A 19,896-nucleotide genomic window follows, 5' to 3' on the forward strand; every position below is an offset into this window, starting at 1 on the left:
GTCCAGCGGGACGATGAGGCCATCCCACCTGTGTGGGGTGGCCTTTGTCGTGGGTGGGTAGGGTTGGGGGTGTGGCGTTGGAGCAGTCGTTCGTGGGGCGTGAGTATCCGCCGGAGTCGGTGTACGAGGTCGGGCGGGAGAAGATCCGGGAGTTCGCGGAGGCGATCGGGGACCCGCGGCCGGAGTACCTGGACGTCGAGGCCGCCAAGGCCCTGGGGTACGCGGACGTGGTGGCGCCGCCGACCTTCACCACCATCGTCAACCTGGCGTCGATCAACCGGATCGTGAACGACCCCGAGCTGGGCCTGGACTACAGCCGGATGGTCCACGGCGACCAGAGCTTCACCCACCACAGCCCCGTCGTCGCGGGCGACCGGCTCGCGGTGACCACGGTCGTGGAGAGCATCTCCCGGCGCGCGGGCAACGACTTCATCACCCTCAAGGCGGAGATCCGCACCGACGCGGGCGAGCCGAGGGTCACCACCCGGGCCCTGCTCGTGGTGCGCGACGCCGAGGAGGGCCAGGCGTGAGCGAGATCGCCGTCGGCGACGCCCTGCCCGAGCTGAAGGTCCACATCACCCGGGCCGACCTGGTGCGCTACGCGGGCGCGGCGCTGGACTTCAACCCGATCCACTGGAACGAGGCGTTCGCCAAGGGCGTCGGCCTGCCCGACGTGATCGCGCACGGCATGCTGACCATGGCGCTCGCCGGTCGCGTCGTGACCGCGTGGGGCCTGGGCGCGCTCGTCGACTACCAGGCCCGCTTCACCCGGCCCGTGGTCGTCCCCAACGACGACACCGGCGCGCTGGTAGAGCTGAGCGGCAAGGTAGGCGCGATCCTGGAAGACGGCACCATCCGCGTCGACCTGTCAGCCAAGTTCGAGGGCCGTGCAGTGCTCGGTAAGGCCATCGCGATCGTCCGCCCGTAGGACCACCGGGCGTGGTCGACCCCATCGGCCAGGCCACGCCCGGTTCATCTAGATTCCACGCGTGACGGCTTCAGAACTCATCTCCTTCGCCCGCGGCGCCCCCTCCCTCGACATCATCGACGTGGACGGCCTCAAGGCCGCCGCGGACGCCGCACTCACCAAGGACCCCGGCGCCGCGCTCGGCTACGGCACCGCGGTCGGCTACCTCCCGCTGCGCAAGCGCCTCGCCGACCTGCACGGCGTCGCCGAGAACCAGGTGCTGGTCACCAACGGCTCGATGCAGGCCGACGCGTTCCTGTTCGACCAGTTGGTCACCTCCGGGCAGCCGGTGGTCGTCGAGCGCCCGACCTACGACCGCACCCTGCTCGGCCTGCGCCAGCGCGAGGCCGACGTGCGCCCGGTGTCGCTCGAGGTCGACGGCATCGACACCGAGGAACTGGCCGAGCTGCTGGCCGGTGGCCTGCGCCCGACCTTCGCCCACATCATCCCCAACTTCCAGAACCCGGCCGGCTACACGCTGAGCCTGGCCAAGCGCAAGCGCTTGCTGGAGCTGGCCGAGCAGTACGACTTCCTCATCTTCGAGGACGACCCGTACGTCAAGATCCGCTTCGCAGGCGAGCCGCTGCCGACGATGCTCGAGCTCGACGAGGGCCGCGGCCGCGTTGTCTACGCCAGCTCCTTCTCCAAGACGGTCGCCCCCGGCACCCGGGTCGGCTACCTGGTGGGCACGCCCGAGCTGATCGACAAGGTCCGCGTCGCCGCCACCAACACCTACATCTCGCCGAACATGCTGGCCCAGGCGATCGTGCACCAGTTCGCCATCAGCGGCCGGTTCGACGACGCGGTGGCCACGGTCAACGCCGCGCTGGCCGAGCGGGTGCAGGTGCTGTGCGACTCGCTGGCCGAGCAGCTGCCCGAGGCGAAGTTCACCGCCCCCGAGGGCGGCTACTTCATGTGGGTCGAGCTCCCGGAGAGCGTGGACGTCGCCAAGCTCCTGCCCGCAGCCGAGGAGCGCGGGGTGACCTTCGTGAAGGGCACCGACTTCCTGCTGGAGGGTGGGCGGTCGACCATGCGCCTGGCCTACTCCGGCGTGCGGGTCGACCAGATCCCCGAGGGTGTCGCCCGGCTCGCTGACGCGGTCCGCTCGCTGGGTGCGTGAGCGGGCGCCCGCCGGTTCGCCGTGTTCTTGATCACCATGGCGAACCGGCAGGTCAGGGCCTTGATCGGGGCTCGGTTTAGGAGCGTGGGAGCGGGTACCGTATGCTCTCGTGCTTGGAACGACTTGACCGTCCCCCTCGGGTTTCCGGTGGGGATAGTGGAGTGCGTCCGAACGCGGTCCGCCGGTAGAGTGGCCGGTAGGAGTGCGAAGGGGTGTAGCTCAATTGGCAGAGCAGCGGTCTCCAAAACCGCAGGTTGCAGGTTCGATTCCTGTCGCCCCTGCGTTGAACGTCCGGCCCGGCTGACCCCGCGCAGGACTGGGTAACCATCGAGCGGAGGAAGCGTGGCCGAGGACCAGGAGCGGGAAGAGGGGCAGGAGCGCCCTTCTCGTCCGTCCACCGCCGCTGCCCGGCGCGAGCGCCGCGGTGCGGCTCGACCGGCCGCGCGCAAGGACGCTGACGGCAAGGCGGAACCGAGGAGCAAGGCACGGCCGGACAACGCGGCCAAGTCCGACTCCGCCGACCGCAAGGGCCGCCCGACGCCCACCCGCGACCGCAAGGACGACCGGGGCTCGATCTTCGCCAGGACCTCCCGGTTCCTGCGCGAGGTCGTCTCCGAGCTGCGCAAGGTCATCTGGCCCACCCGCAAGCAGCTGATCGGCTACACGGCCGTCGTGCTGGTCTTCGTCACCTTCATGGTGGCGCTCGTGGCGGGCCTCGACGTCGGCCTTGGCAAGGGCGTGTTCTGGCTGTTCGGCTGAGTCCACGCCGCAACCGCCGCGAACACGTGCTGCACGAAAGGAAGCGAGACCTACTGTGACCTCCGAGAACGGCGCGGCCCAGGGCAGCGACCTGACCAGCCTCGTCGCCGATGACGGTGTCGACCACGTCGGGCCCGCCGACGAGGTCAACGCCGACGAGGTCGTCGAGGCCGCACCCGACACCGACGCCGCCGAGGACGCCCTCGACGACGACGCGTCCGACGACTCGGACGACTCCGACTCGGACACCGACGACTCGGCCGACGACGCGGATGACGAGACCCCGGCCGAGGCCGAGGTCGACACCACGCCGATCGACGCCCCCCCGGCCGACCCGGTCGCCGAGATGCGCGACGCGCTGCGCTCGGCCCCCGGCGACTGGTACGTCGTGCACTCCTACGCGGGCTACGAGAACAAGGTCAAGACCAACCTCGAGACGCGCATCCAGACCCTGGACATGGAGGAGTACATCTTCCAGGTCGAGGTGCCGACCGAGGAAGTCACCGAGATCAAGAACGGCCAGCGCAAGCAGGTGCAGCGTAAGGTGCTGCCCGGCTACATCCTGGTCCGGATGGAGCTCAACGACGGGTCCTGGTCCGCGGTCCGCAACACCCCCGGCGTGACCGGGTTCGTCGGCGCGACCTCGAAGCCGTCCCCGCTGACCATCGACGAGGTGCTCAAGTTCCTCCTCCCGCAGGTCGAGGAGGCTAAGCCCGCCGCGGCCAAGGGCTCGTCTGCCGGCGCCGGTCGGGGCGGCACGGTCGAGGTGGACTTCGAGATCGGCGAGTCGGTCACCGTCATGGACGGCCCGTTCGCCACGCTGCCCGCCACCATCAGCGAGGTCAACGCCGACGGGCAGAAGCTGAAGGTCCTGGTGTCGATCTTCGGTCGGGAGACCCCGGTCGAGTTGTCGTTCACCCAGGTCTCCAAGATCTGACGGTCCGGCCACCGGACCGGCAGGCACGGTCGCGCGCAGCCATTCGCGCGGTCCGTGTCCTCGGCGGTGCTCCGCGCGCCGCATACTGGAAGCACTGAAGGAAGCCCGACATGCCACCCAAGAAGAAGAAGCTCGCAGCGATCATCAAGCTGCAGATCAAGGCGGGCCTGGCCAACCCGGCCCCGCCGGTCGGCCCCGCGCTGGGCCAGCACGGCGTCAACATCATGGAGTTCTGCAAGGCCTACAACGCCGCGACCGAGTCGCAGCGGGGGACCGTGGTCCCGGTCGAGATCTCCGTGTTCGAGGACCGCTCGTTCGACTTCAAGCTCAAGACCCCGCCCGCGGCCAAGCTGCTGCTCAAGGCCGCCGGGATCGAGAAGGGCTCGGCAGAGCCGCACAAGACCAAGGTCGCCAAGGTCACCTGGGACCAGGTCCGCGAGATCGCCGAGACCAAGAAGACCGACCTCAACGCGATCGACATCGACCAGGCCGCCAAGATCATCGCGGGCACCGCCCGGTCGATGGGCATCACGGTCGAATAAGCACCACCCGCGAAGCACGTGTGGGAGGGCCAGGCGCTGGCTCGCACCACAACTGATCCACGCGGCCACCGGTTGCTTCCCGACCGGCCGCGCACACATCCGTTAGAAGGAACAGCAATGGCAAAGCGCAGCAAGGCATACCGCCAGGCCGCCGAGCTGATCGACCGCGAGCGGCTCTACACCCCGCTCGAGGCCGCGCAGCTGGCGAAGGAGACCTCCAAGGTCAAGCTCGACGCGACCGTCGAGGTCGCCATCCGCCTCGGCGTCGACCCCCGCAAGGCCGACCAGATGGTCCGCGGCACCGTCAACCTGCCGCACGGCACCGGCAAGACCGCCCGCGTCATCGTCTTCGCGACCGGCGACAAGGCCGCCGAGGCCGAGGCCGCCGGTGCGGACGCGGTCGGCTCCGAGGACCTGATCGAGCGCATCCAGGGGGGCTGGCTCGACTTCGACGCCGCTATCGCCACCCCGGACCAGATGGCCAAGGTCGGCCGCATCGCCCGCATCCTCGGCCCGCGCGGCCTGATGCCGAACCCGAAGACCGGCACGGTGACCCCCGATGTCACCAAGGCGGTCAACGAGATCAAGGGCGGCAAGATCAACTTCCGGGTGGACAAGCAGTCCAACCTGCACCTGGTGATCGGCAAGGTCTCGTTCGACCAGACCAAGCTGGTGGAGAACTACGCCGCGGCCCTCGACGAGGTCCTGCGCGCGAAGCCGTCGGCGGCCAAGGGCCGGTTCCTGCGGAAGATCACCTTCTCCACCACCATGGGCCCCGGCATCCCGGTCGACCCGGCGAAGCTGCGCAACCTCCTCGAAGAGGACGTGCAGGCGTAGTCAGCTCTTGTGGAAGAGGCCCCGCTCCGGCGGGGCCTTTTTCGTTGAGCCGACCCGCTTCTTGGCCCGGTCGAGTAGTTCCAGCAGCACGACGCACACGACCAGGGCCGCGCCGGAGACGATCCACCACAGCGGGTCTGGCAGCCGCAACGGGAACGCCAGGAACGGGTCCCAGGCGAAGACCTTGGACACGAACGGCAGCAGCCCCTCGTAGATCCCGGCCAGGAACACCACCGCCTGCAGGCCGTCGTAACCGCGCTCGTCCATACCCGGGACGGTAGGGCTGACGGGGGTACTGGCGAGTCATGCCACGGGGTGGGGCACGGGTCGTTCTCCGGGGGTAGTCACACGTCCCGGTGAGTCAGCGGACTTGGCCGGGCGCGGGGTGGTCCGGATCCGAAACGATCTCCACATGAAGACTTCTCGGGTGTTCGCCGCCCTCGTGCTCGCGTTCGGCACCCTCCTCGCCCCCGTTCCCGCGTCCGCCACCGCCGCCGCGCCGCTGACCGTCGCCGAGCCGCACTGCGGTGACTGGGTCGACTACAACGGCAGCGAGAACCGCCGGATGAAGAGCTGGCTGTGCTTCTACGACTCCGGCGACGGCGGCGTCTACCCGATGCTGTGGACCGAGTGCGGCTGGCTGGCCCTGTTCGGCATCGGCTGGGAGAAGCCCCCGAACGGGTGTCGCGTCTGGGAACCCAGCTACTACGAGATCACCTTCCCGGACGGCACCAAGACCACCGACAAGACCTTCCCCGGCGCCTCCGGGTCGAACACGGCCAACTCCGCCGCCGAGGCGTACCCCTGCCAGACGGGCCCCTGGCGCCTCTACTCCTACTACGGCGTCCAGATGAAGGACGTCCTCGGCAACTGGGGCAGCAGCATCGCCGCCACCCACGAGGTCACCGTCGAGGTCACCTGCCCCTGACTAGGCGACCGCGATCCCCAGCTCGGCCGCGACCCGCAGCTGCTGCCGGTCGCGGCTGACCAGGACGACGTCGTCGCCGCTGGCCAGGCTGGTCGCGGTGGTCAGCAGGACCGCCAGGTGCAGGGCATCGAGGGTGCGGATCGCGTGCTCGGTGACCAGCCGCCTGGCGGTCGGCAGGACCGACTCCGGCACCAGCCGCAGCACGCTGACCGGGCCGCCCTCGGCGCAGTCGGCGGTGAAGCGGGCGACCAGGCGGTGCGGTTCGTCGACCCGCCCTGCCCGGGCGGCCGCGGCGACCGCGCTGGCGAACTCCACCGTGGTCAACTCGCTGGTGACCACCGGGTCCGGCCCCTCGAACAGCAGGGCGCGCAGGGTCTCGTGGTCGGTCTCGCCCACGGCGTAGGCGCGCACGACGGCGCTGGTGTCGGCGTAGATGAGGGTCACCGCGCGGAGCGCTCCTCGTCCAGCGCGGAGCTGATGGCGTCGCCGCTGTCGCGCGTCGCGGCGATGACCTCGTCGCGGGCGTCGACCGGGCCGGTGACCTCGGGGACCACCAGCAGACCGGCCGCCCTGGCCCGCTCGCGGACGGCCCTGCGGTTCTCGCCGCCGTCGAGCACCGCCACCAGGGCCTCGACGACCAGGTCGTTCACGCTGCGGTTGGTGCCTGCCGCGCGGGCCTTCAGCCGGGCGTGCAGGCCGTCGTCGACCCGGGTGATCAGCTGCTTCACCCCACGATGATAGCACTCGCGGCGCAATGATAGCAGGTCAGCCGGTGGGCTGGACGGCCTTGGCCGGGCAGGGGGTGGGCTCGTCGTCGTGGCGGGCGATGGTCCACTGGTCGCCACGGGAGCCAGGGATGATCTTGACGATGAAGCGGCCGAGCCGGGGGCCGTCGTAGACCTCCATCTCGCAGGAGCTGATGACCACGGTGCCGTCCGTGCGGGGGGTCAGGTCCATCGACAGCGGGAAGCGCGGCTCTGCGTAGTCGTTGGCGCGACCGACCTCCGCGTGCAGGCGCTTGACCGCGGTCTCGCAGTCGGGGGCGTTGAAGTGGCGCGCGAACTGGTCCTCGACCTCCTTGGTCTCGAACCGGGTGCACGCGTCGGGCAGGACCTCTTGCGCGACGTTGTCATAGAAGGCGCGGACGGCTTCCTTGGCGGAGGTCGCGAACAAGACAGTCCTGGTTGTCTTACCGCCGCCGGTCTGCGAAGCCGGGAGGTCTTCGTCGGGATTGCCCAGGTAGTGCTGGTACGCCCAAGAGAGCACCAACAGCACGACCAGCAGGTAGATCAACCTGCGGAACCACTTCGCCAGGAGCACCCGCAGCCACAGCGGTCGGCGCTTGGGGCCGCTCGGCGGAGGGGGGAGCGTGCCGTCCGCCTGGCCGCGCTGGAACTCCTGGAACCGCTGGAACTCCTGGAACTGGCGCCACTGCTCGTCGTCCGGCATGGGCACCGCGGGGGGCTGCCCTGGCGGGCGGATCGCGGGTGGCCCCGCCGGTGGGTTGTCGCGGTCCGGCTGCTCCTGGTCGGCCATGGTGACCATCATGCCGTGCCGGTCGACCCCGGTTTGGATCGCCGAGGGACTGGGGTTAGTCTTACCCCTGGTTCACCGAAGACCGCTGGTCCCTGTCGTGCGAACGGCAGGCGAAGGCCCCACAGACCGTGGGCGGCCCGCGCAGGGGGACATGGATAGTGCTTCCGGGTGCGTCACGCACCCTGCCGCGCCCCGTGCCGCCTTTGCGCCGGGGCGTTTCCTCGTTCTCGGGGGTCGACCAGCGACACCGAACACGAGAGGAGGCGACCCATGGCGAAGCCAGAGAAGGTGGGCGCAGTCGCCGAGATCGCGGACAAGTTCCGCACCAGCTCGGCCACCGTCGTCACCGAGTACACCGGCCTCTCCGTGGCCCAGCTGACCACGCTGCGTCGCGCTCTCGGCACTGGCACGACCTACCGTGTCGCGAAGAACACCCTGGTCAAGCGGGCTGCCGCTGACGCGGGTGTGGAAGGCCTGGACAGCCTGTTCATCGGCCCGACCGCGATCGCCTTCGTCGAGGGCGAGCCGGTCGACGCCGCGAAGGCCATCCGCGACTTCGCGAAGGACAACAAGGGTCTGGTCATCAAGGGCGGCTACATGGAGGGCCGCCCGCTCACCGTCGAAGAGGTCGGGCAGATCGCCGACCTCGACAGCCGTGAGGTGCTGCTCGCCAAGCTGGCGGGCGCGATGAAGGGCAACCTCGCCAAGGCCGCCGGGCTGTTCAACGCCCCGGCCTCGCAGATCGCCCGCCTTGCCGCGGCGCTGCAGGAGAAGAAGGCGGCCGCCGAAGGCGGTGCCCCCGCTCCCGCGGACGACGCAGCCGAGAGCTGAACACCCCACCCGGAAGAATCGCGCCCGCTAGCCCGGGTGTGTTAGTGAAAGGACCGCCACCATGGCGAAGCTCAGCACCGACGAGCTGCTCGACGCGTTCAAGGAGATGACTCTCCTCGAGCTCTCGGGCTTCGTGAAGCAGTTCGAGGAGACCTTCGAGGTCACCGCCGCCGCCCCGATCGCCGTCGCCGCCGCCGCCCCCGGCGCCGCCCCGGCCGAGGCCGCCGAGGAGCAGGACGAGTTCGACGTCATCCTCGAGTCCGCCGGTGACAAGAAGATCCAGGTCATCAAGGTCGTCCGCGAGGTCGTCTCCGGCCTGGGCCTCAAGGAGGCCAAGGAGCTCGTCGAGGCCGCCCCCAAGGCCGTCCTCGAGAAGGTCGCCAAGGAGGCCGCCGAGGCCGCCAAGGAGAAGCTCGAGGCCGCAGGCGCCAAGATCTCCGTCAAGTAGTTCCTAGCTTTCCCCGAAGAGCCCGGCACCCCCACGGTGCCGGGCTCTTCCACGTCTCCAGTTGGCCCAACCTCCTCACAGGCGTTGGCCTCCACGCGCCCGCAAACAACGTTGGCCCCCACCCGGCCTTCACGATCGTTGGCCAACCACGCGCCCTTAAACAACGTTGGCCCTGGACCGCTCCTCGGGGTCGCTGGTGCCAAGCCGGCTCGATGGGGTGGAGTTGTTTTGTGTGGGGGAGCGCCAGTCGTAGCGTCGTTCGCGGACAGGGCCATGCTTTTCGGCCCCTGCTTTGCGGTCCTGCCACGGCTGGTGTCGGGGCCCCGCGCAAAACAAGTCCACCGCATCGAGCAAAGCTCGAAACTCGCGCCCAGGCCAATGCCGAAGGCGAGGCGTCCACCGTCGACGCCGCAGGCGAGCACGAGAGCCGGACAACCCCAGCTCAAGATCAAACCCGCCAAAGCACCTCCCAATACACAGCCTACCGACGAGCCCCGACAGAACGGGCAAAGCGACCAGCCCCCTGTGGACAACCCAGCGCCCACCCGCTCCCAACACGAAGAGTCACCCCTCACAACCCATAGTTCCCCTGTGGTCAATCTCATAACCCGGTTGAGCGAACAGGGAGGGATCCGAGTACTTTTCCAACTCGGCAGTAACTTCGCTAGTAACCCGGCTGGGTCGCCCTCGTTGCACTGGGGTGAACGGGCCGTGAGGGTCGGGAGGGTTGATGGGCGCCGAGGTGGTCGTCGAGGGGCTGACGAAGTCCTTTGGGAATCAGGCCATCTGGCGGGATGTCACGCTCACGCTGCCGCCGGGGGAGGTGTCGGTGATGCTCGGGCCCTCGGGGACGGGGAAGTCGGTGTTCCTGAAGTCCATGATCGGGCTGCTCAAGCCGGACCGGGGCCGGTGTGTGGTCAACGGGGTGGACATCGTCACCTGTTCCGAGGCGAAGCTCTACGAGGTGCGCAAGCTGTTCGGGGTGCTGTTCCAGGACGGCGCGCTGTTCGGGTCGATGAACCTCTACGACAACGTCGCCTTCCCGCTGCGGGAGCACACGCGCAAGTCCGAGGCCGAGATCAAGCGGATCGTGCTGGACAAGTTGGAGCTCACCGGCCTGCAGGGGGCCGAGCGCAAGCTCCCCGGTGAGATTTCCGGCGGCATGCGCAAGCGCGCCGGGCTCGCCCGCGCCCTGGTGCTCGACCCCGAGATCATCCTGTGCGACGAGCCGGACTCCGGGCTCGACCCGGTGCGCACCGCCTACCTGAGCCAGTTGCTCATCGACCTCAACGCGCAGATCGACGCGACCATCCTGATCGTCACGCACAACATCAACCTCGCCAGGACCGTGCCGGACAACCTGGGCATGCTCTTCCGCAAGGAACTGGTCATGTTCGGCCCGCGCGAGGTGCTGCTGACCAGCGACGAGCCGGTGGTCGAGCAGTTCCTCAACGGCCGCAGGATCGGGCCGATCGGCATGTCGGAGGAGAAGGACGCCGCGCAGATGGCGCAGGAGGCGGCGCACGCGGCGGCCGGGCACTCCGACGGGTCGTCCGAAGAGGACCTGCGGGGCATCGTGGCGCAGCTCGAACCCACCCCCGGCCTGCCCGAGCGCAAGGCGGTGCGCAGGCGCAAGGACCGGGTGATGCAGGTGCTGCACTCCCTGCCCGCCGCCGCCCGGGAGGGCATCATCGCCTCCCTGACCCACGAGGACCGCCTCCGCTACGGCCTCACCGCGCCGAGCCCGCGCCCCGCCCACGACGACACCCAGGAGATCCCGGTCTGGCCGGGCGGTCGACCATGACGGCCGCGACCAGGTCCTTCCCCGGCGCGGGCGCGCTGCGCGAGACCGGCAGGCTGTGCGCGCTCGGCATCGACGTCGTGGTGAACACCTTCCGGCGGCCGTTCCAGACCCGCGAGTTCATCCAGCAGTGCTGGTTCATCGCCAGCGTCACCATCCTGCCGACGGCCCTGGTCGCCATCCCGTTCGGCGCGATCGTCGCCCTGCAACTGGGCACGCTGATCGTCCAACTGGGAGCGCAGTCCTTCACCGGCGCCGCCAGCGTTCTCGCGATCATCCAGCAGGCCGCCCCTCTTGTCACCGCGCTTCTAGTCGCGGGCGCGGGCGGTAGCGCCATCTGCGCCGACATCGGTTCTCGCACCATTCGCGAGGAGATCGATGCCATGGAGGTGCTGGGGGTCTCCCCGGTGCAGCGGTTGATCGTCCCCAGGGTCCTGGCCGCGATGCTCGTCGCCGTCCTGCTCAACGGCCTGGTCAGCGTCGTCGGCGTGATGGGCGGCTACTTCTTCAACGTGGTCCTGCAAGGCGGCACCCCGGGCGCGTACCTGGCCAGCTTCTCCGCCCTCGCGCAGCTGCCGGACCTGTGGATCAGCGAGCTCAAGGCGCTGATCTTCGGCTTCATCGCCGGTGTCGTCGCGGCCTACCGGGGGCTCAACCCCAAGGGCGGCCCGAAGGGCGTGGGGGACGCGGTGAACCAGTCCGTCGTCATCACGTTCCTGCTGCTGTTCTTCGTCAACTTCGTGCTGACGGCGGTGTACCTGCAGGTCGTCCCGGCGAAGGGCAGCTGACATGGGGCCACTGAAGACCCTCGACCAGCTCGGGGACCAACTTTCCTTCTACGTGCGCGCCATCGCGTGGATCCCGCGGGCGCTGCGCCGCTACACCCGGGAGACGCTGCGCCTGCTCGCCGAGGTCAGCTTCGGCAGCGGCGCGCTCGCGGTCATCGGCGGCACGGTCGGGGTCATGGTCGGCCTCACCGTCTTCACCGGCGTGGTCGTCGGCCTCCAGGGCTACGCCGCGCTCGACCAGATCGGGACCGCCGCGTTCTCCGGGTTCGCCTCCGCCTACATCAACACCCGCGAGATCGCCCCGCTCGTCGCCGGTCTCGCCCTCTCCGCGACCGTCGGTTCCGGTTTCACCGCGCAGCTCGGCGCGATGCGGATCTCGGAGGAGATCGACGCGCTGGAGGTCATGGCCGTGCCGAGCCTGCCGTTCCTGGTGACCACCCGGATCATCGCCGGGTTCATCGCGGTCATCCCGCTCTACATCATCGGGCTGCTGACCTCGTACCTCGCGTCGCGCACCATCACGGTCCACTTCTACGGCCAGTCCGCGGGCACGTACGACCACTACTTCACCCTGTTCTTACCCCCGGAGGACGTCTTCTGGTCCTTCGGCAAGGTCCTGATCTTCGCGATCATCATCATCCTGTCGCACTGCTACTACGGCTACACCGCCAGCGGCGGCCCGGCCGGGGTCGGCATCGCGGTCGGGCGGGCGGTGCGGACCACGATCGTCACCGTGGCGCTGGTGAACTTCTTCATCGGCTTCGCGATCTGGGGCACCACGACGACGGTGAGGATCGCGGGATGAGCGCGACGATCCGACGCAGGCTCAACGGGGTGCTGTTCCTCGTGGTGGTGGCGGCCCTGGTCGGGCTCAGCATCGCCATGTACAACAAGGCGTTCACCCCGGTCGCGGCCGTCACGCTCACCACGGACAAGGTCGGCAACCAGCTCGCGGTGCACTCCGACGTGAAGGTGCGCGGCCTCATCGTCGGCGAGGTCCGCCGGATCACCCCGACCGCGACCGGCGCCGAGCTCGACCTGGCGCTGGACCCCGCGAAGATCGACGTGATCCCGGCCAACGTCTCCGCCCGGTTCCTGCCCAAGACCCTGTTCGGCGAGCGCTACGTCTCGCTGCAGATCCCCGAGGACGCCGCGCCCACCTCGCTGGCGGCGGGGGACCGCATCAAGCAGGACACCTCCGTGCGGGCCGTCGAGCTGGAGCAGGCCTTCGAGAGCCTGCTGCCGGTGTTGCAGGCCGTGCAGCCGCAGAAGCTGTCGAGCACCCTCACCGCCATCGCGACCGCGCTGGAAGGCCGCGGCGAGGACCTCGGCAAGACCCTCGCCGACCTGGGTGAACTCGTCGGCGAGCTGAACCCGCACCTGCCGCAGTTGCAGAAGGACCTGCGCACGCTGGCCACGGTCGCCGACACCTACAGCGACGCCACGCCCGACCTGGTGGCGACGCTGACCGACCTGACCGCCACCTCGAAGACCATCGCCGACCAGCGCGCCAACCTCGACGCCCTCTACGCGACGACCACCACGGCCGCCCGCGACCTCGACGCCTTCCTGCGGGTCAACAAGAACAACCTGATCCAGCTCGCCGACACCTCCCGCCCCACGCTGGAGACGCTGGCCCGCTACTCCCCCGAGTACCCGTGCCTGCTGCAGCTGATGGCCGAGGCCGTGCCGGAGCTGGACAAGGCGTTCGGCAAGGGCACCACCAAGCCCGGCCTGCACGCGACCATCGAGATCACGGTGAACCGCGGCCCCTACCGGCCGGGCAAGGACGAGCCGCGCTACGAGGAGAACCGCGGCCCGCGCTGCTACGACTTCACCCAGTTCCCCTCGCCGTTCCCGCAGTCCCCGCCGGACGGCCCGCTGCGCGACGGCGCCACCAACCCGCCGCCCGCCCGGTCCGTCCAGGATGGACTGCTGCCGCCCGGCAACACCACGCCCAACGCCACTGTGCCCAATGGTGCGGTCGCGGGCGGTGCTGATCTTGGCATCGCGAACTCCCCGCAGGAAGCCGCCTTCCTGGCGCAGATCATCGCCCCCGAACTGGGCACCACCCCCGAGGGAGTCCCGGGCTGGTCGACGATGCTGCTCGGCCCGGCGTTCCGGGGCGCGGAGGTGAGGTTCCAGTGAGGAGTCTCGCCGCACCCCTGGTCAAGCTGGCCGTGTTCATGGTCGTCACCGTCGCGGCCACCGCCGTGCTGGCGATCAGCATCGCCAACGTCGACCTCAGCTCCACCAACTCCTACCAGGCAAGGTTCACCGACGCGACGCTCCTGCTGCCCGGCGACGACGTGCGGATCGCGGGCGTGCGGGTCGGCCAGGTCGAGGAGGTGGCGGTCGCCGACCGGACCCAGGCGCTGGTGACGTTCTCCGTCGCCGCCGACCGCAAGCTGCCCGCCTCGGTCACCGCGCAGATCAAGTTCCGGAACCTGGTCGGCCAGCGGTACGTGTCCCTCGGCCAGGGCGCGGCCGAGAACCCGAACGCGGTGCTCAACCCCGGCGGCACCATCCCGGTGCAGCGGACCAAGCCCGCGCTGGACCTCACGCAGCTGTTCAACGGGTTCAAGCCGCTGTTCCAGGCGCTGTCGCCGGACGAGGTGAACAAGCTGTCCTACGAGATCATCCAGGTGCTCCAGGGCGAGGGCGGCACGGTCGAGACGCTGCTGTCGCACACGGCGTCGCTGACCAGCACCCTCGCGCAGAAGGACCAGGTCATCGGCGAGGTGATCACCAACCTCAACACCGTGCTGACCACCGTCAACGCCCACGGCGACCAGCTGTCCACGGTGATCACCCAGGTCCAGCAGCTGGTCAGTGGGCTGGCCGAGGACCGGGTGCCGATCGGGCAGGCCGTCGACGCGCTCGGCGGCCTGACCACCACGACCGCCGGGCTGCTCGACGAGGCCCGCGCGCCGCTCAAGCAGGACATCGCCAACCTCGGCGGCCTGGTGCGCACGCTCAACGAGAACGAGCAGACCGTGGAGCACTTCATCCAGTTCCTGCCGACCAAGACCGCAGCGCTCACCCGCACGGTCAGCTACGGCTCCTGGTTCAACTTCTACCTCTGCGAGGCCTCCGGCGAGGTCAGCGTGCCCGGCCTGATCAGCACCCCGCTCGACATCCCGGTGCTGCCAGCCAGCCAGCCGAGGTGCCTGCGATGAGCCGGTCGTTCCGCTCCCGCAACCCGGTCCCGATCGGGGTGGTCAGCCTGCTCACCCTCGCGCTGGTGCTGCTGGCCGCGGTCTACTCCGACGACCTGCCGATCATCGGCGGCGGCACCACCTACAGCGCCGAGTTCAGCGAGGCAGCGGGCATCCAGGCCGACGACGAGGTGCGGATCGCGGGCATCAAGGTCGGCTCGGTGTCCGATGTGGACCTCGACGGGGACCGGGTGGTGGTGCGGTTCACGGTCAAGGACGCCTGGGTGGGCGACCGGACCAGGGCGGAGATCAAGATCAAGACCCTGCTGGGGCAGAAGTTCCTGTCGCTGGCGCCCGAGGGCACCGGCGTGCTCGACCCCGGCACCCGCATCCCGCGCGAGCGCACCACCGCCCCCTACGACGTGCTGGAGGCCTTCCGCGGCCTGGCCGACACGGTCAACGAGATCGACACGACCCAGCTGGCCCGCAGCATGGAGGTCATCGCCGAGACCTTCGCCGACACCCCGGACGACGTGCGCGGCGCGCTCACCGGGCTCCAGTCGCTCTCGCGCACCATCTCCTCCCGCGACGAGCAGCTGGCCTCGCTGCTGGACAACACCCGGCAGATCACCACCACGCTCGCCGACCGCGACGCGCAGGTCGCCAAGATCCTCTCCGACGGCAGCCTGCTGCTCACCGAGCTCAACAACCGCAAGAACGCCATCGCCGCGCTGCTCACCGGCACCAAGGACCTGGCAACCGAGCTGCAGGGCCTGGTCGACGACAACAACGCCCAGCTCGGCCCGGTGCTGCAGAGCCTCGACCAGCTCTCCTCGATGTTGCAGCGCAACCAGGACTCGCTGGCCGAGGGGATCCGCAAGTTCGCGCCGTTCGTGCGGCAGTTCAATAACGCGATCGGCAGCGGCCGCTGGTTCGACAACTACATCTGCGGCCTGCTGCCCCCGTCCATCGGGCCGGTCAACCAACCCGGCTGCCTGGGGGAGACGCGATGAGCACCTTCGCCACCAAGAACCGCCGCGACGCCGCGCGGGTGCTGGCCCTGATCTGCGTGCTCGGCCTCGTGGTCGCCGCCGCGCTGTGGTGGCTGCTGCGCGAGCCGAACACCAAGCGGTACACGGCGGTGTTCACCGGGGTCGTCGGGCTCTACGAGGACAACGACGTGCGGGTGCTCGGCGTGCGGGTCGGCACCGTCGACAAGATCACGCCCAAGGGCGACCGGGTCGAGGTCGAGATGCTGGTCGACCGGACCGTGGAGGTGCCTGCCGAGGCGAAGGCGGTCATCGTGGCGCCGTCGCTGGTGTCCGACCGGTACGTCCAGCTCACCCCGGCCTTCACCGGCGGCGAGGTCATGGCGACCGGCGCGGTCATCCCGCGCGACCGGACCGCGACCCCGCTGGAGGTCGACGACCTCTACGCCAGCCTGGCCAGGGTCAGCGAGACCCTCGGCCCGAACGGGGTCAACAAGGACGGCGCGCTGTCGGACCTGCTGATCGCGCTCTCGCGCAACCTCGACGGCAACGGCCAGGCGGTCAACGACACCGTCACCCAGCTCGGCAAGCTCAGCAGCACCCTGTCCGGCAACTCCGACGACCTGTTCGCCACCATCACCCAGCTGCAGAAGTTCACCAGCACGCTGGCCGCCAACGACGAGCACGTGCGCACCTTCACCACGGAACTGGCCGAGGCCTCGAAGTTCCTCTCCGCCGAACGCGGCAACCTGGCCGCCGCCGTCGACCAGCTCGGCATCGCACTGGGCACCGTGCAGAAGTTCATCAACGACAACCGCGGCCACCTCAAGTCCAATGTGGACAAGCTGGCCTCGGTGACCCAGGTGCTGGTCGACCAGCGGGCCGCGCTGGCCGAGACGCTCGACATCGCGCCGCTCGCGCTGAGCAACGTGATCAACACCTACAACGCGTCATCGGGCACCCTCGACGCGCGGGCCAACATCAACGAGCTGACCCAGCCGCCGATCGTGACCGTGTGCAAGCTGGTCCGCCAGGGCACCGCGCAGCCGTTGCCGCAGACCCTCGCCGACCTGTGCGACCAGCTCGCGCCGGTGGTGCAGGGCGCGGTGCCGTTGCCCTCTCCCGCGCAGGTCATCGAGGGCATGCGCAGCGGCAAGCTGCCCACGTTGCCGCTACCCATCGCCGGCGACGCTTACTCGCTGGGGGGTCGCTGATGGCCCGCGTGAAGATCGCCGCCATGCTCGCCGCCGCCGCGATGACCCTGTCTGCCTGCGGTTTTACCGGCATTTACGACTTGCCCCTGCCCGGTGGCGCTGACCTGGGCGACCACCCGTACCGGGTCAAGGTGCAGTTCAAGGACGTCCTGGACCTCGTGCCGCAGTCCGGGGTGAAGGTCAACGAGGTCACGGTCGGCCGGGTCGACGAGATCACCCTCGCCCAGGACGGCTGGACCGCCGAGGTCACCGTCCTGGTCAACGGCGGTGTCGACCTCCCGGCCAACGCGCTGGCCAAGCTGCGCCAGTCCAGCCTGCTGGGGGAGAAGTACGTCGAGCTGAGCAGGCCACCGGCCGACCAGGCCGGCGGCAAGCTCACCGACGGCGCCCTGATCCCGGTGGAGCGGACCAACCGCAACACCGAGGTCGAGGAGGTCCTCGGCGCGCTGTCGCTGCTGCTCAACGGCGGTGGCGTCGAGCAGTTGCAGACCATCACCAAGGAGCTCAACAACGCCACCGCGGGCAACGAGACCGCCCTGCGCGCCCTGCTCGACAACGTCAACACGATGGTGACCACCCTCGACGCGGGCAAGTCCGACATCACCCGCGCCCTCGACGGCGTCAACCGGCTCGCCAGCACCCTCAACGCGCAGAAGGACCAGCTCGTCGGGGCCATCGACGACATCGGCCCCGGCTTGCAGGTGCTCTCCGACCAGCGCCGCCAGCTGGTGACGATGCTGCAGAGCCTCGACACCCTCTCCGACGTCGCGGTGGACACCGTCAACAAGAGCCAGGCCGACCTGGTCGCCGACCTCAAGGCGCTGACCCCGACGCTGCAGAAACTCGGCGAGGCGGGCGCGGACCTGCCCAGGTCGCTGGAGCTGATGCTGACCTTCCCGTTCACCGACCAGGCGGTGAAGGGCGTGCAGGGCGACTACTTCAACCTCTACGCCAAGATCGACCTGAACCTGCAGAGCGTGCTGGACAACCTCAGCCGCAGCCGCCAGAACCCGCTCCAGGACATCCCGATCATCGGCCCGGCCACCAACGGCACCCCGGGCGTCCCCACCAACGCCCCGGCCCCGTTGCCGCTGCCGGTCCTCGGCTCGCCCAACCAGCAGCAGCCCAGGCTGCCCAGCCTCTTCGACATCCTGCTGGGAGGCGGTTCCTGATGCTGACCAAGAAGGTCCGCCTCCAGCTCGTCGCGTTCTTCCTGATCGCGGTCGTCTCCGTGGTCTACGCCGCGTTCCGGTTCACCGACGTCGGCCGGGTCTTCGGCGCCAACGGCTACCGGGTGACGCTCCAGCTCACCGACTCCGGCGGGATCTTCACCAACGCCGAGGTCACCTACCGCGGCGTGAACGTGGGCCGGGTCGGCGACATCCGGCTGACCCGCGCGGGCATGGACGTCGACCTCGACATCGACCCGTCCGCCCCCGAGATCCCCGCCGACCTCGACGCCGTGGTCGCCAACCGGTCCGCGGTGGGCGAGCAGTTCGTCGACCTGCGCCCGCGCGCCGACGGCGGCACCCGGCTCGCCGAGGGCACCGTCATCCCCGCCGACCGCACCAAGACCCCGGTGAGCACCGACACCGTCATCCGCGACCTCGACACCCTGGCCAACTCGGTGCCCACCGACGCGCTGCGCACCGTGGTCGACGAGCTGGACAAGGCGTTCGCGGGCACCGGCGACGACCTGCGCGTGCTGATCGACACCACCGGCGAGTTCACCCAGGCGGCCAAGGAGAACCTGCCGCAGACGATCAAGCTCATCGACGACGGCGCGATCGTGCTCGGCACCCAGGCCGCGCAGTCCGGCAACATCAAGTCCTTCGCCGCCGACCTGCGCGACCTCTCCGCCCAGCTGCGCGCCTCGGACCCGGCCATCCGGCAGCTCATCGCGGCCACGCCGGGCGCGGCCGACGCGGTCACCGGGTTGCTGCGCGAGTCCGGCCAGGGCATCGGCTACCTCACCGCGAACCTGCTGACCACCTCGAACATCCTGGTCACCCGGGTCGACGGCCTCGAACTCGCGCTGGTCGCCTACCCCGTCGTCGCGGTCGGCCCCAAGACGGTCGTGCCCGGCGACGGCACCGCGCACCTCGGCCTGGCGCTGAACCTGTTCGACCCGCCCGCCTGCACCCGCGGCTACGAGGGCACCCAGCGCCGCGCGGGCAACGACATCACGCCGGTCCCGGAGAACGCGCAGGCCTACTGCGCCGAACCGGTCGGCAGCCCCATCACCGTGCGCGGGTCGCAGAACGCGCCCTTCGGCGGCAAGCCCGTGCAGCCGACCCCGCAGGACCTGGCCGCCAACCGCGACCGCCCCGCCCAGCAGCTCGCCGACATGGCCCAGAACAGCATCCCCGGCACCCTCACCCAGCCAGGTCTCGGCGGCCTCGCCAGCCTCGCCGGGCTGCTTGGCCTCGGGGGCTAACCTACCTCCGGGTAGAGAAGGAGCGCGATGACCGCCGAGACCGAGCCGGACGCCGGGGCGAGCAGCCCCGAGCGCCGCCGACCGCTGCCGCGGGTCACCTCGACGATGGTGTTCGTGCTGGTCGTCCTCGCCGTGGCCGGGCTGGCCTTCGCCGCGTGGTTCGGCATCGCCTGGGCCCGCGCCGGTGCCGACGACGACCTGGACCTGGCGGGCACCCGCGACGAGGTCTCCCGGGTCGCCTGCGCCGCGCTGGTCACCGTGAGCACCCTGGACTTCCGGCACGTCGACCAGGACCTCGACCGCTGGGTCAACGCCTCGACCGGCCCGCTGCGCGACGAGTTCGAGACCAGGCGCGCCTCCAGCAAGGGCGCGCTGGAGCAGGCCAAGACCGTCACCACCGCGACCGTGCTCAAGATCGCGGTGACCGACCTGCGCGAGCGCGAGGGCAAGGCCGAGGTCATCGCCGCGGTGCGGGTCGACGTCACCCCCGACGGCAAGCAGGCCACCCCCAAGTACCTGCGCCTGCAAGCCGCGCTCGACCGCACCGACCAGGGCTGGAAGCTCAGCGGTGTCACCCCCGTGCCCTTCACCCCGGCAGGCTGAG

Annotated in this window: 24 protein-coding genes and 1 tRNA gene; 21 read left to right on the forward strand and 4 right to left on the reverse strand. The window is 69.8% G+C overall.

The window, feature by feature from the left end:
* The first annotated feature begins 71 nt into the window (after positions 1 to 71).
* The 8 genes from BMY07_RS11955 (at position 72) to rplA (ending at position 5,162) form a co-directional block, all read left to right on the forward strand.
* On the forward strand, positions 72 to 530 hold the full coding sequence (locus BMY07_RS11955; protein ID WP_092777596.1) for a MaoC family dehydratase N-terminal domain-containing protein: 459 nt from the start codon (positions 72 to 74) through the stop codon (positions 528 to 530).
* Complete coding sequence (locus BMY07_RS11960; protein WP_092777598.1) at positions 527 to 928, forward strand: MaoC/PaaZ C-terminal domain-containing protein; 402 nt, start codon at positions 527 to 529, stop codon at positions 926 to 928. Before BMY07_RS11955 ends, BMY07_RS11960 begins: the two co-directional genes overlap by 4 nt.
* A gap of 61 nt (positions 929 to 989) precedes the next feature.
* On the forward strand, positions 990 to 2,087 hold the full coding sequence (locus BMY07_RS11965) for an aminotransferase-like domain-containing protein (protein ID WP_092777600.1): 1,098 nt from the start codon (positions 990 to 992) through the stop codon (positions 2,085 to 2,087).
* Between the two features lie 208 nt (positions 2,088 to 2,295).
* Positions 2,296 to 2,368: transfer RNA gene (locus BMY07_RS11970), tRNA-Trp, on the forward strand.
* A gap of 61 nt (positions 2,369 to 2,429) precedes the next feature.
* Positions 2,430 to 2,846: a preprotein translocase subunit SecE gene (gene secE / locus BMY07_RS11975; RefSeq protein WP_092777602.1), complete on the forward strand. Its 417-nt coding sequence runs from the start codon at positions 2,430 to 2,432 to the stop codon at positions 2,844 to 2,846.
* Between the two features lie 55 nt (positions 2,847 to 2,901).
* A complete protein-coding gene (nusG, locus tag BMY07_RS11980; protein ID WP_092777604.1) occupies positions 2,902 to 3,783 on the forward strand; it encodes a transcription termination/antitermination protein NusG in 882 nt (293 codons plus the stop codon).
* A 110-nt stretch (positions 3,784 to 3,893) separates the two neighbouring features.
* Positions 3,894 to 4,325, forward strand: a complete 432-nt coding sequence (gene rplK, locus BMY07_RS11985) for a 50S ribosomal protein L11 (protein ID WP_092777606.1) — start codon at positions 3,894 to 3,896, stop codon at positions 4,323 to 4,325.
* A gap of 117 nt (positions 4,326 to 4,442) precedes the next feature.
* Complete coding sequence (gene rplA / locus BMY07_RS11990) at positions 4,443 to 5,162, forward strand: 50S ribosomal protein L1 (protein ID WP_092777608.1); 720 nt, start codon at positions 4,443 to 4,445, stop codon at positions 5,160 to 5,162.
* Here the strand turns inward: rplA and BMY07_RS11995 are convergent, their stop codons facing one another.
* The gene (locus BMY07_RS11995; protein WP_092777610.1) at positions 5,163 to 5,429 is read right to left on the reverse strand and encodes a hypothetical protein; all 267 of its coding nucleotides are present in this window, start codon (positions 5,427 to 5,429) and stop codon (positions 5,163 to 5,165) included.
* 145 nt (positions 5,430 to 5,574) lie between these two features.
* Between BMY07_RS11995 and BMY07_RS12000 the strand changes: the two genes are divergently transcribed.
* Positions 5,575 to 6,090: a hypothetical protein gene (locus BMY07_RS12000; protein ID WP_143073450.1), complete on the forward strand. Its 516-nt coding sequence runs from the start codon at positions 5,575 to 5,577 to the stop codon at positions 6,088 to 6,090.
* On the opposite strand, the gene BMY07_RS12005 is transcribed toward BMY07_RS12000, so the two are convergent.
* Genes BMY07_RS12005 through BMY07_RS12015 form a run of 3 tightly spaced genes read right to left on the reverse strand, consistent with a single transcriptional unit; the run spans position 6,091 to position 7,626 of the window.
* A complete protein-coding gene (locus tag BMY07_RS12005; protein ID WP_092777614.1) occupies positions 6,091 to 6,534 on the reverse strand; it encodes a type II toxin-antitoxin system VapC family toxin in 444 nt (147 codons plus the stop codon).
* A complete protein-coding gene (locus BMY07_RS12010; protein ID WP_177215549.1) occupies positions 6,531 to 6,818 on the reverse strand; it encodes a toxin-antitoxin system HicB family antitoxin in 288 nt (95 codons plus the stop codon). The genes BMY07_RS12005 and BMY07_RS12010 overlap by 4 nt, the downstream gene beginning before the upstream one ends.
* 37 nt (positions 6,819 to 6,855) lie before the next feature.
* Positions 6,856 to 7,626, reverse strand: coding sequence for a hypothetical protein (locus tag BMY07_RS12015; protein WP_143073451.1), 771 nt, complete (start codon positions 7,624 to 7,626; stop codon positions 6,856 to 6,858).
* A gap of 270 nt (positions 7,627 to 7,896) precedes the next feature.
* On the opposite strand from BMY07_RS12015, the gene rplJ reads away from it, so the two are divergent.
* The 12 genes from rplJ (at position 7,897) to BMY07_RS12075 (ending at position 19,895) form a co-directional block, all read left to right on the forward strand.
* Positions 7,897 to 8,457 (forward strand): 50S ribosomal protein L10, encoded by a 561-nt coding sequence (gene rplJ, locus BMY07_RS12020; RefSeq protein WP_092777620.1) that lies wholly within the window; start codon positions 7,897 to 7,899, stop codon positions 8,455 to 8,457.
* A 61-nt stretch (positions 8,458 to 8,518) separates the two neighbouring features.
* Positions 8,519 to 8,905, forward strand: coding sequence for a 50S ribosomal protein L7/L12 (gene rplL / locus BMY07_RS12025; RefSeq protein WP_092777622.1), 387 nt, complete (start codon positions 8,519 to 8,521; stop codon positions 8,903 to 8,905).
* Between the two features lie 730 nt (positions 8,906 to 9,635).
* The gene (locus tag BMY07_RS12030) at positions 9,636 to 10,709 is read left to right on the forward strand and encodes an ABC transporter ATP-binding protein (RefSeq protein ID WP_092777624.1); all 1,074 of its coding nucleotides are present in this window, start codon (positions 9,636 to 9,638) and stop codon (positions 10,707 to 10,709) included.
* A complete protein-coding gene (locus tag BMY07_RS12035; protein ID WP_170224127.1) occupies positions 10,706 to 11,494 on the forward strand; it encodes an MlaE family ABC transporter permease in 789 nt (262 codons plus the stop codon). The genes BMY07_RS12030 and BMY07_RS12035 overlap by 4 nt, the downstream gene beginning before the upstream one ends.
* A 1-nt stretch (position 11,495) precedes the next feature.
* Positions 11,496 to 12,299: an MlaE family ABC transporter permease gene (locus BMY07_RS12040; protein ID WP_092777626.1), complete on the forward strand. Its 804-nt coding sequence runs from the start codon at positions 11,496 to 11,498 to the stop codon at positions 12,297 to 12,299.
* Positions 12,296 to 13,642 carry an MCE family protein gene (locus BMY07_RS12045; RefSeq protein ID WP_092777628.1) on the forward strand — a complete coding sequence of 449 codons (1,347 nt, stop codon included), beginning with the start codon at positions 12,296 to 12,298 and terminating at the stop codon, positions 13,640 to 13,642. The genes BMY07_RS12040 and BMY07_RS12045 overlap by 4 nt, the downstream gene beginning before the upstream one ends.
* On the forward strand, positions 13,639 to 14,673 hold the full coding sequence (locus tag BMY07_RS12050; protein WP_092777630.1) for an MCE family protein: 1,035 nt from the start codon (positions 13,639 to 13,641) through the stop codon (positions 14,671 to 14,673). Before BMY07_RS12045 ends, BMY07_RS12050 begins: the two co-directional genes overlap by 4 nt.
* Entirely contained in the window at positions 14,670 to 15,665 is a 996-nt protein-coding gene (locus tag BMY07_RS12055) for an MCE family protein (RefSeq protein ID WP_092777632.1), read from the forward strand. The genes BMY07_RS12050 and BMY07_RS12055 overlap by 4 nt, the downstream gene beginning before the upstream one ends.
* Positions 15,662 to 16,855 (forward strand): MCE family protein, encoded by a 1,194-nt coding sequence (locus BMY07_RS12060; RefSeq protein WP_092777634.1) that lies wholly within the window; start codon positions 15,662 to 15,664, stop codon positions 16,853 to 16,855. The genes BMY07_RS12055 and BMY07_RS12060 overlap by 4 nt, the downstream gene beginning before the upstream one ends.
* Positions 16,855 to 18,027, forward strand: coding sequence for an MCE family protein (locus BMY07_RS12065; protein ID WP_092777636.1), 1,173 nt, complete (start codon positions 16,855 to 16,857; stop codon positions 18,025 to 18,027). Before BMY07_RS12060 ends, BMY07_RS12065 begins: the two co-directional genes overlap by 1 nt.
* Positions 18,027 to 19,292 carry an MCE family protein gene (locus BMY07_RS12070; RefSeq protein WP_092777638.1) on the forward strand — a complete coding sequence of 422 codons (1,266 nt, stop codon included), beginning with the start codon at positions 18,027 to 18,029 and terminating at the stop codon, positions 19,290 to 19,292. Before BMY07_RS12065 ends, BMY07_RS12070 begins: the two co-directional genes overlap by 1 nt.
* Positions 19,293 to 19,319: 27 nt before the next feature.
* Positions 19,320 to 19,895, forward strand: a complete 576-nt coding sequence (locus BMY07_RS12075; RefSeq protein ID WP_092777639.1) for a hypothetical protein — start codon at positions 19,320 to 19,322, stop codon at positions 19,893 to 19,895.
* Position 19,896: the final 1 nt, after the last annotated feature.

It is taken from the genome of Actinokineospora terrae (assembly GCF_900111175.1).
Classification (GTDB): domain Bacteria; phylum Actinomycetota; class Actinomycetes; order Mycobacteriales; family Pseudonocardiaceae; genus Actinokineospora; species Actinokineospora terrae.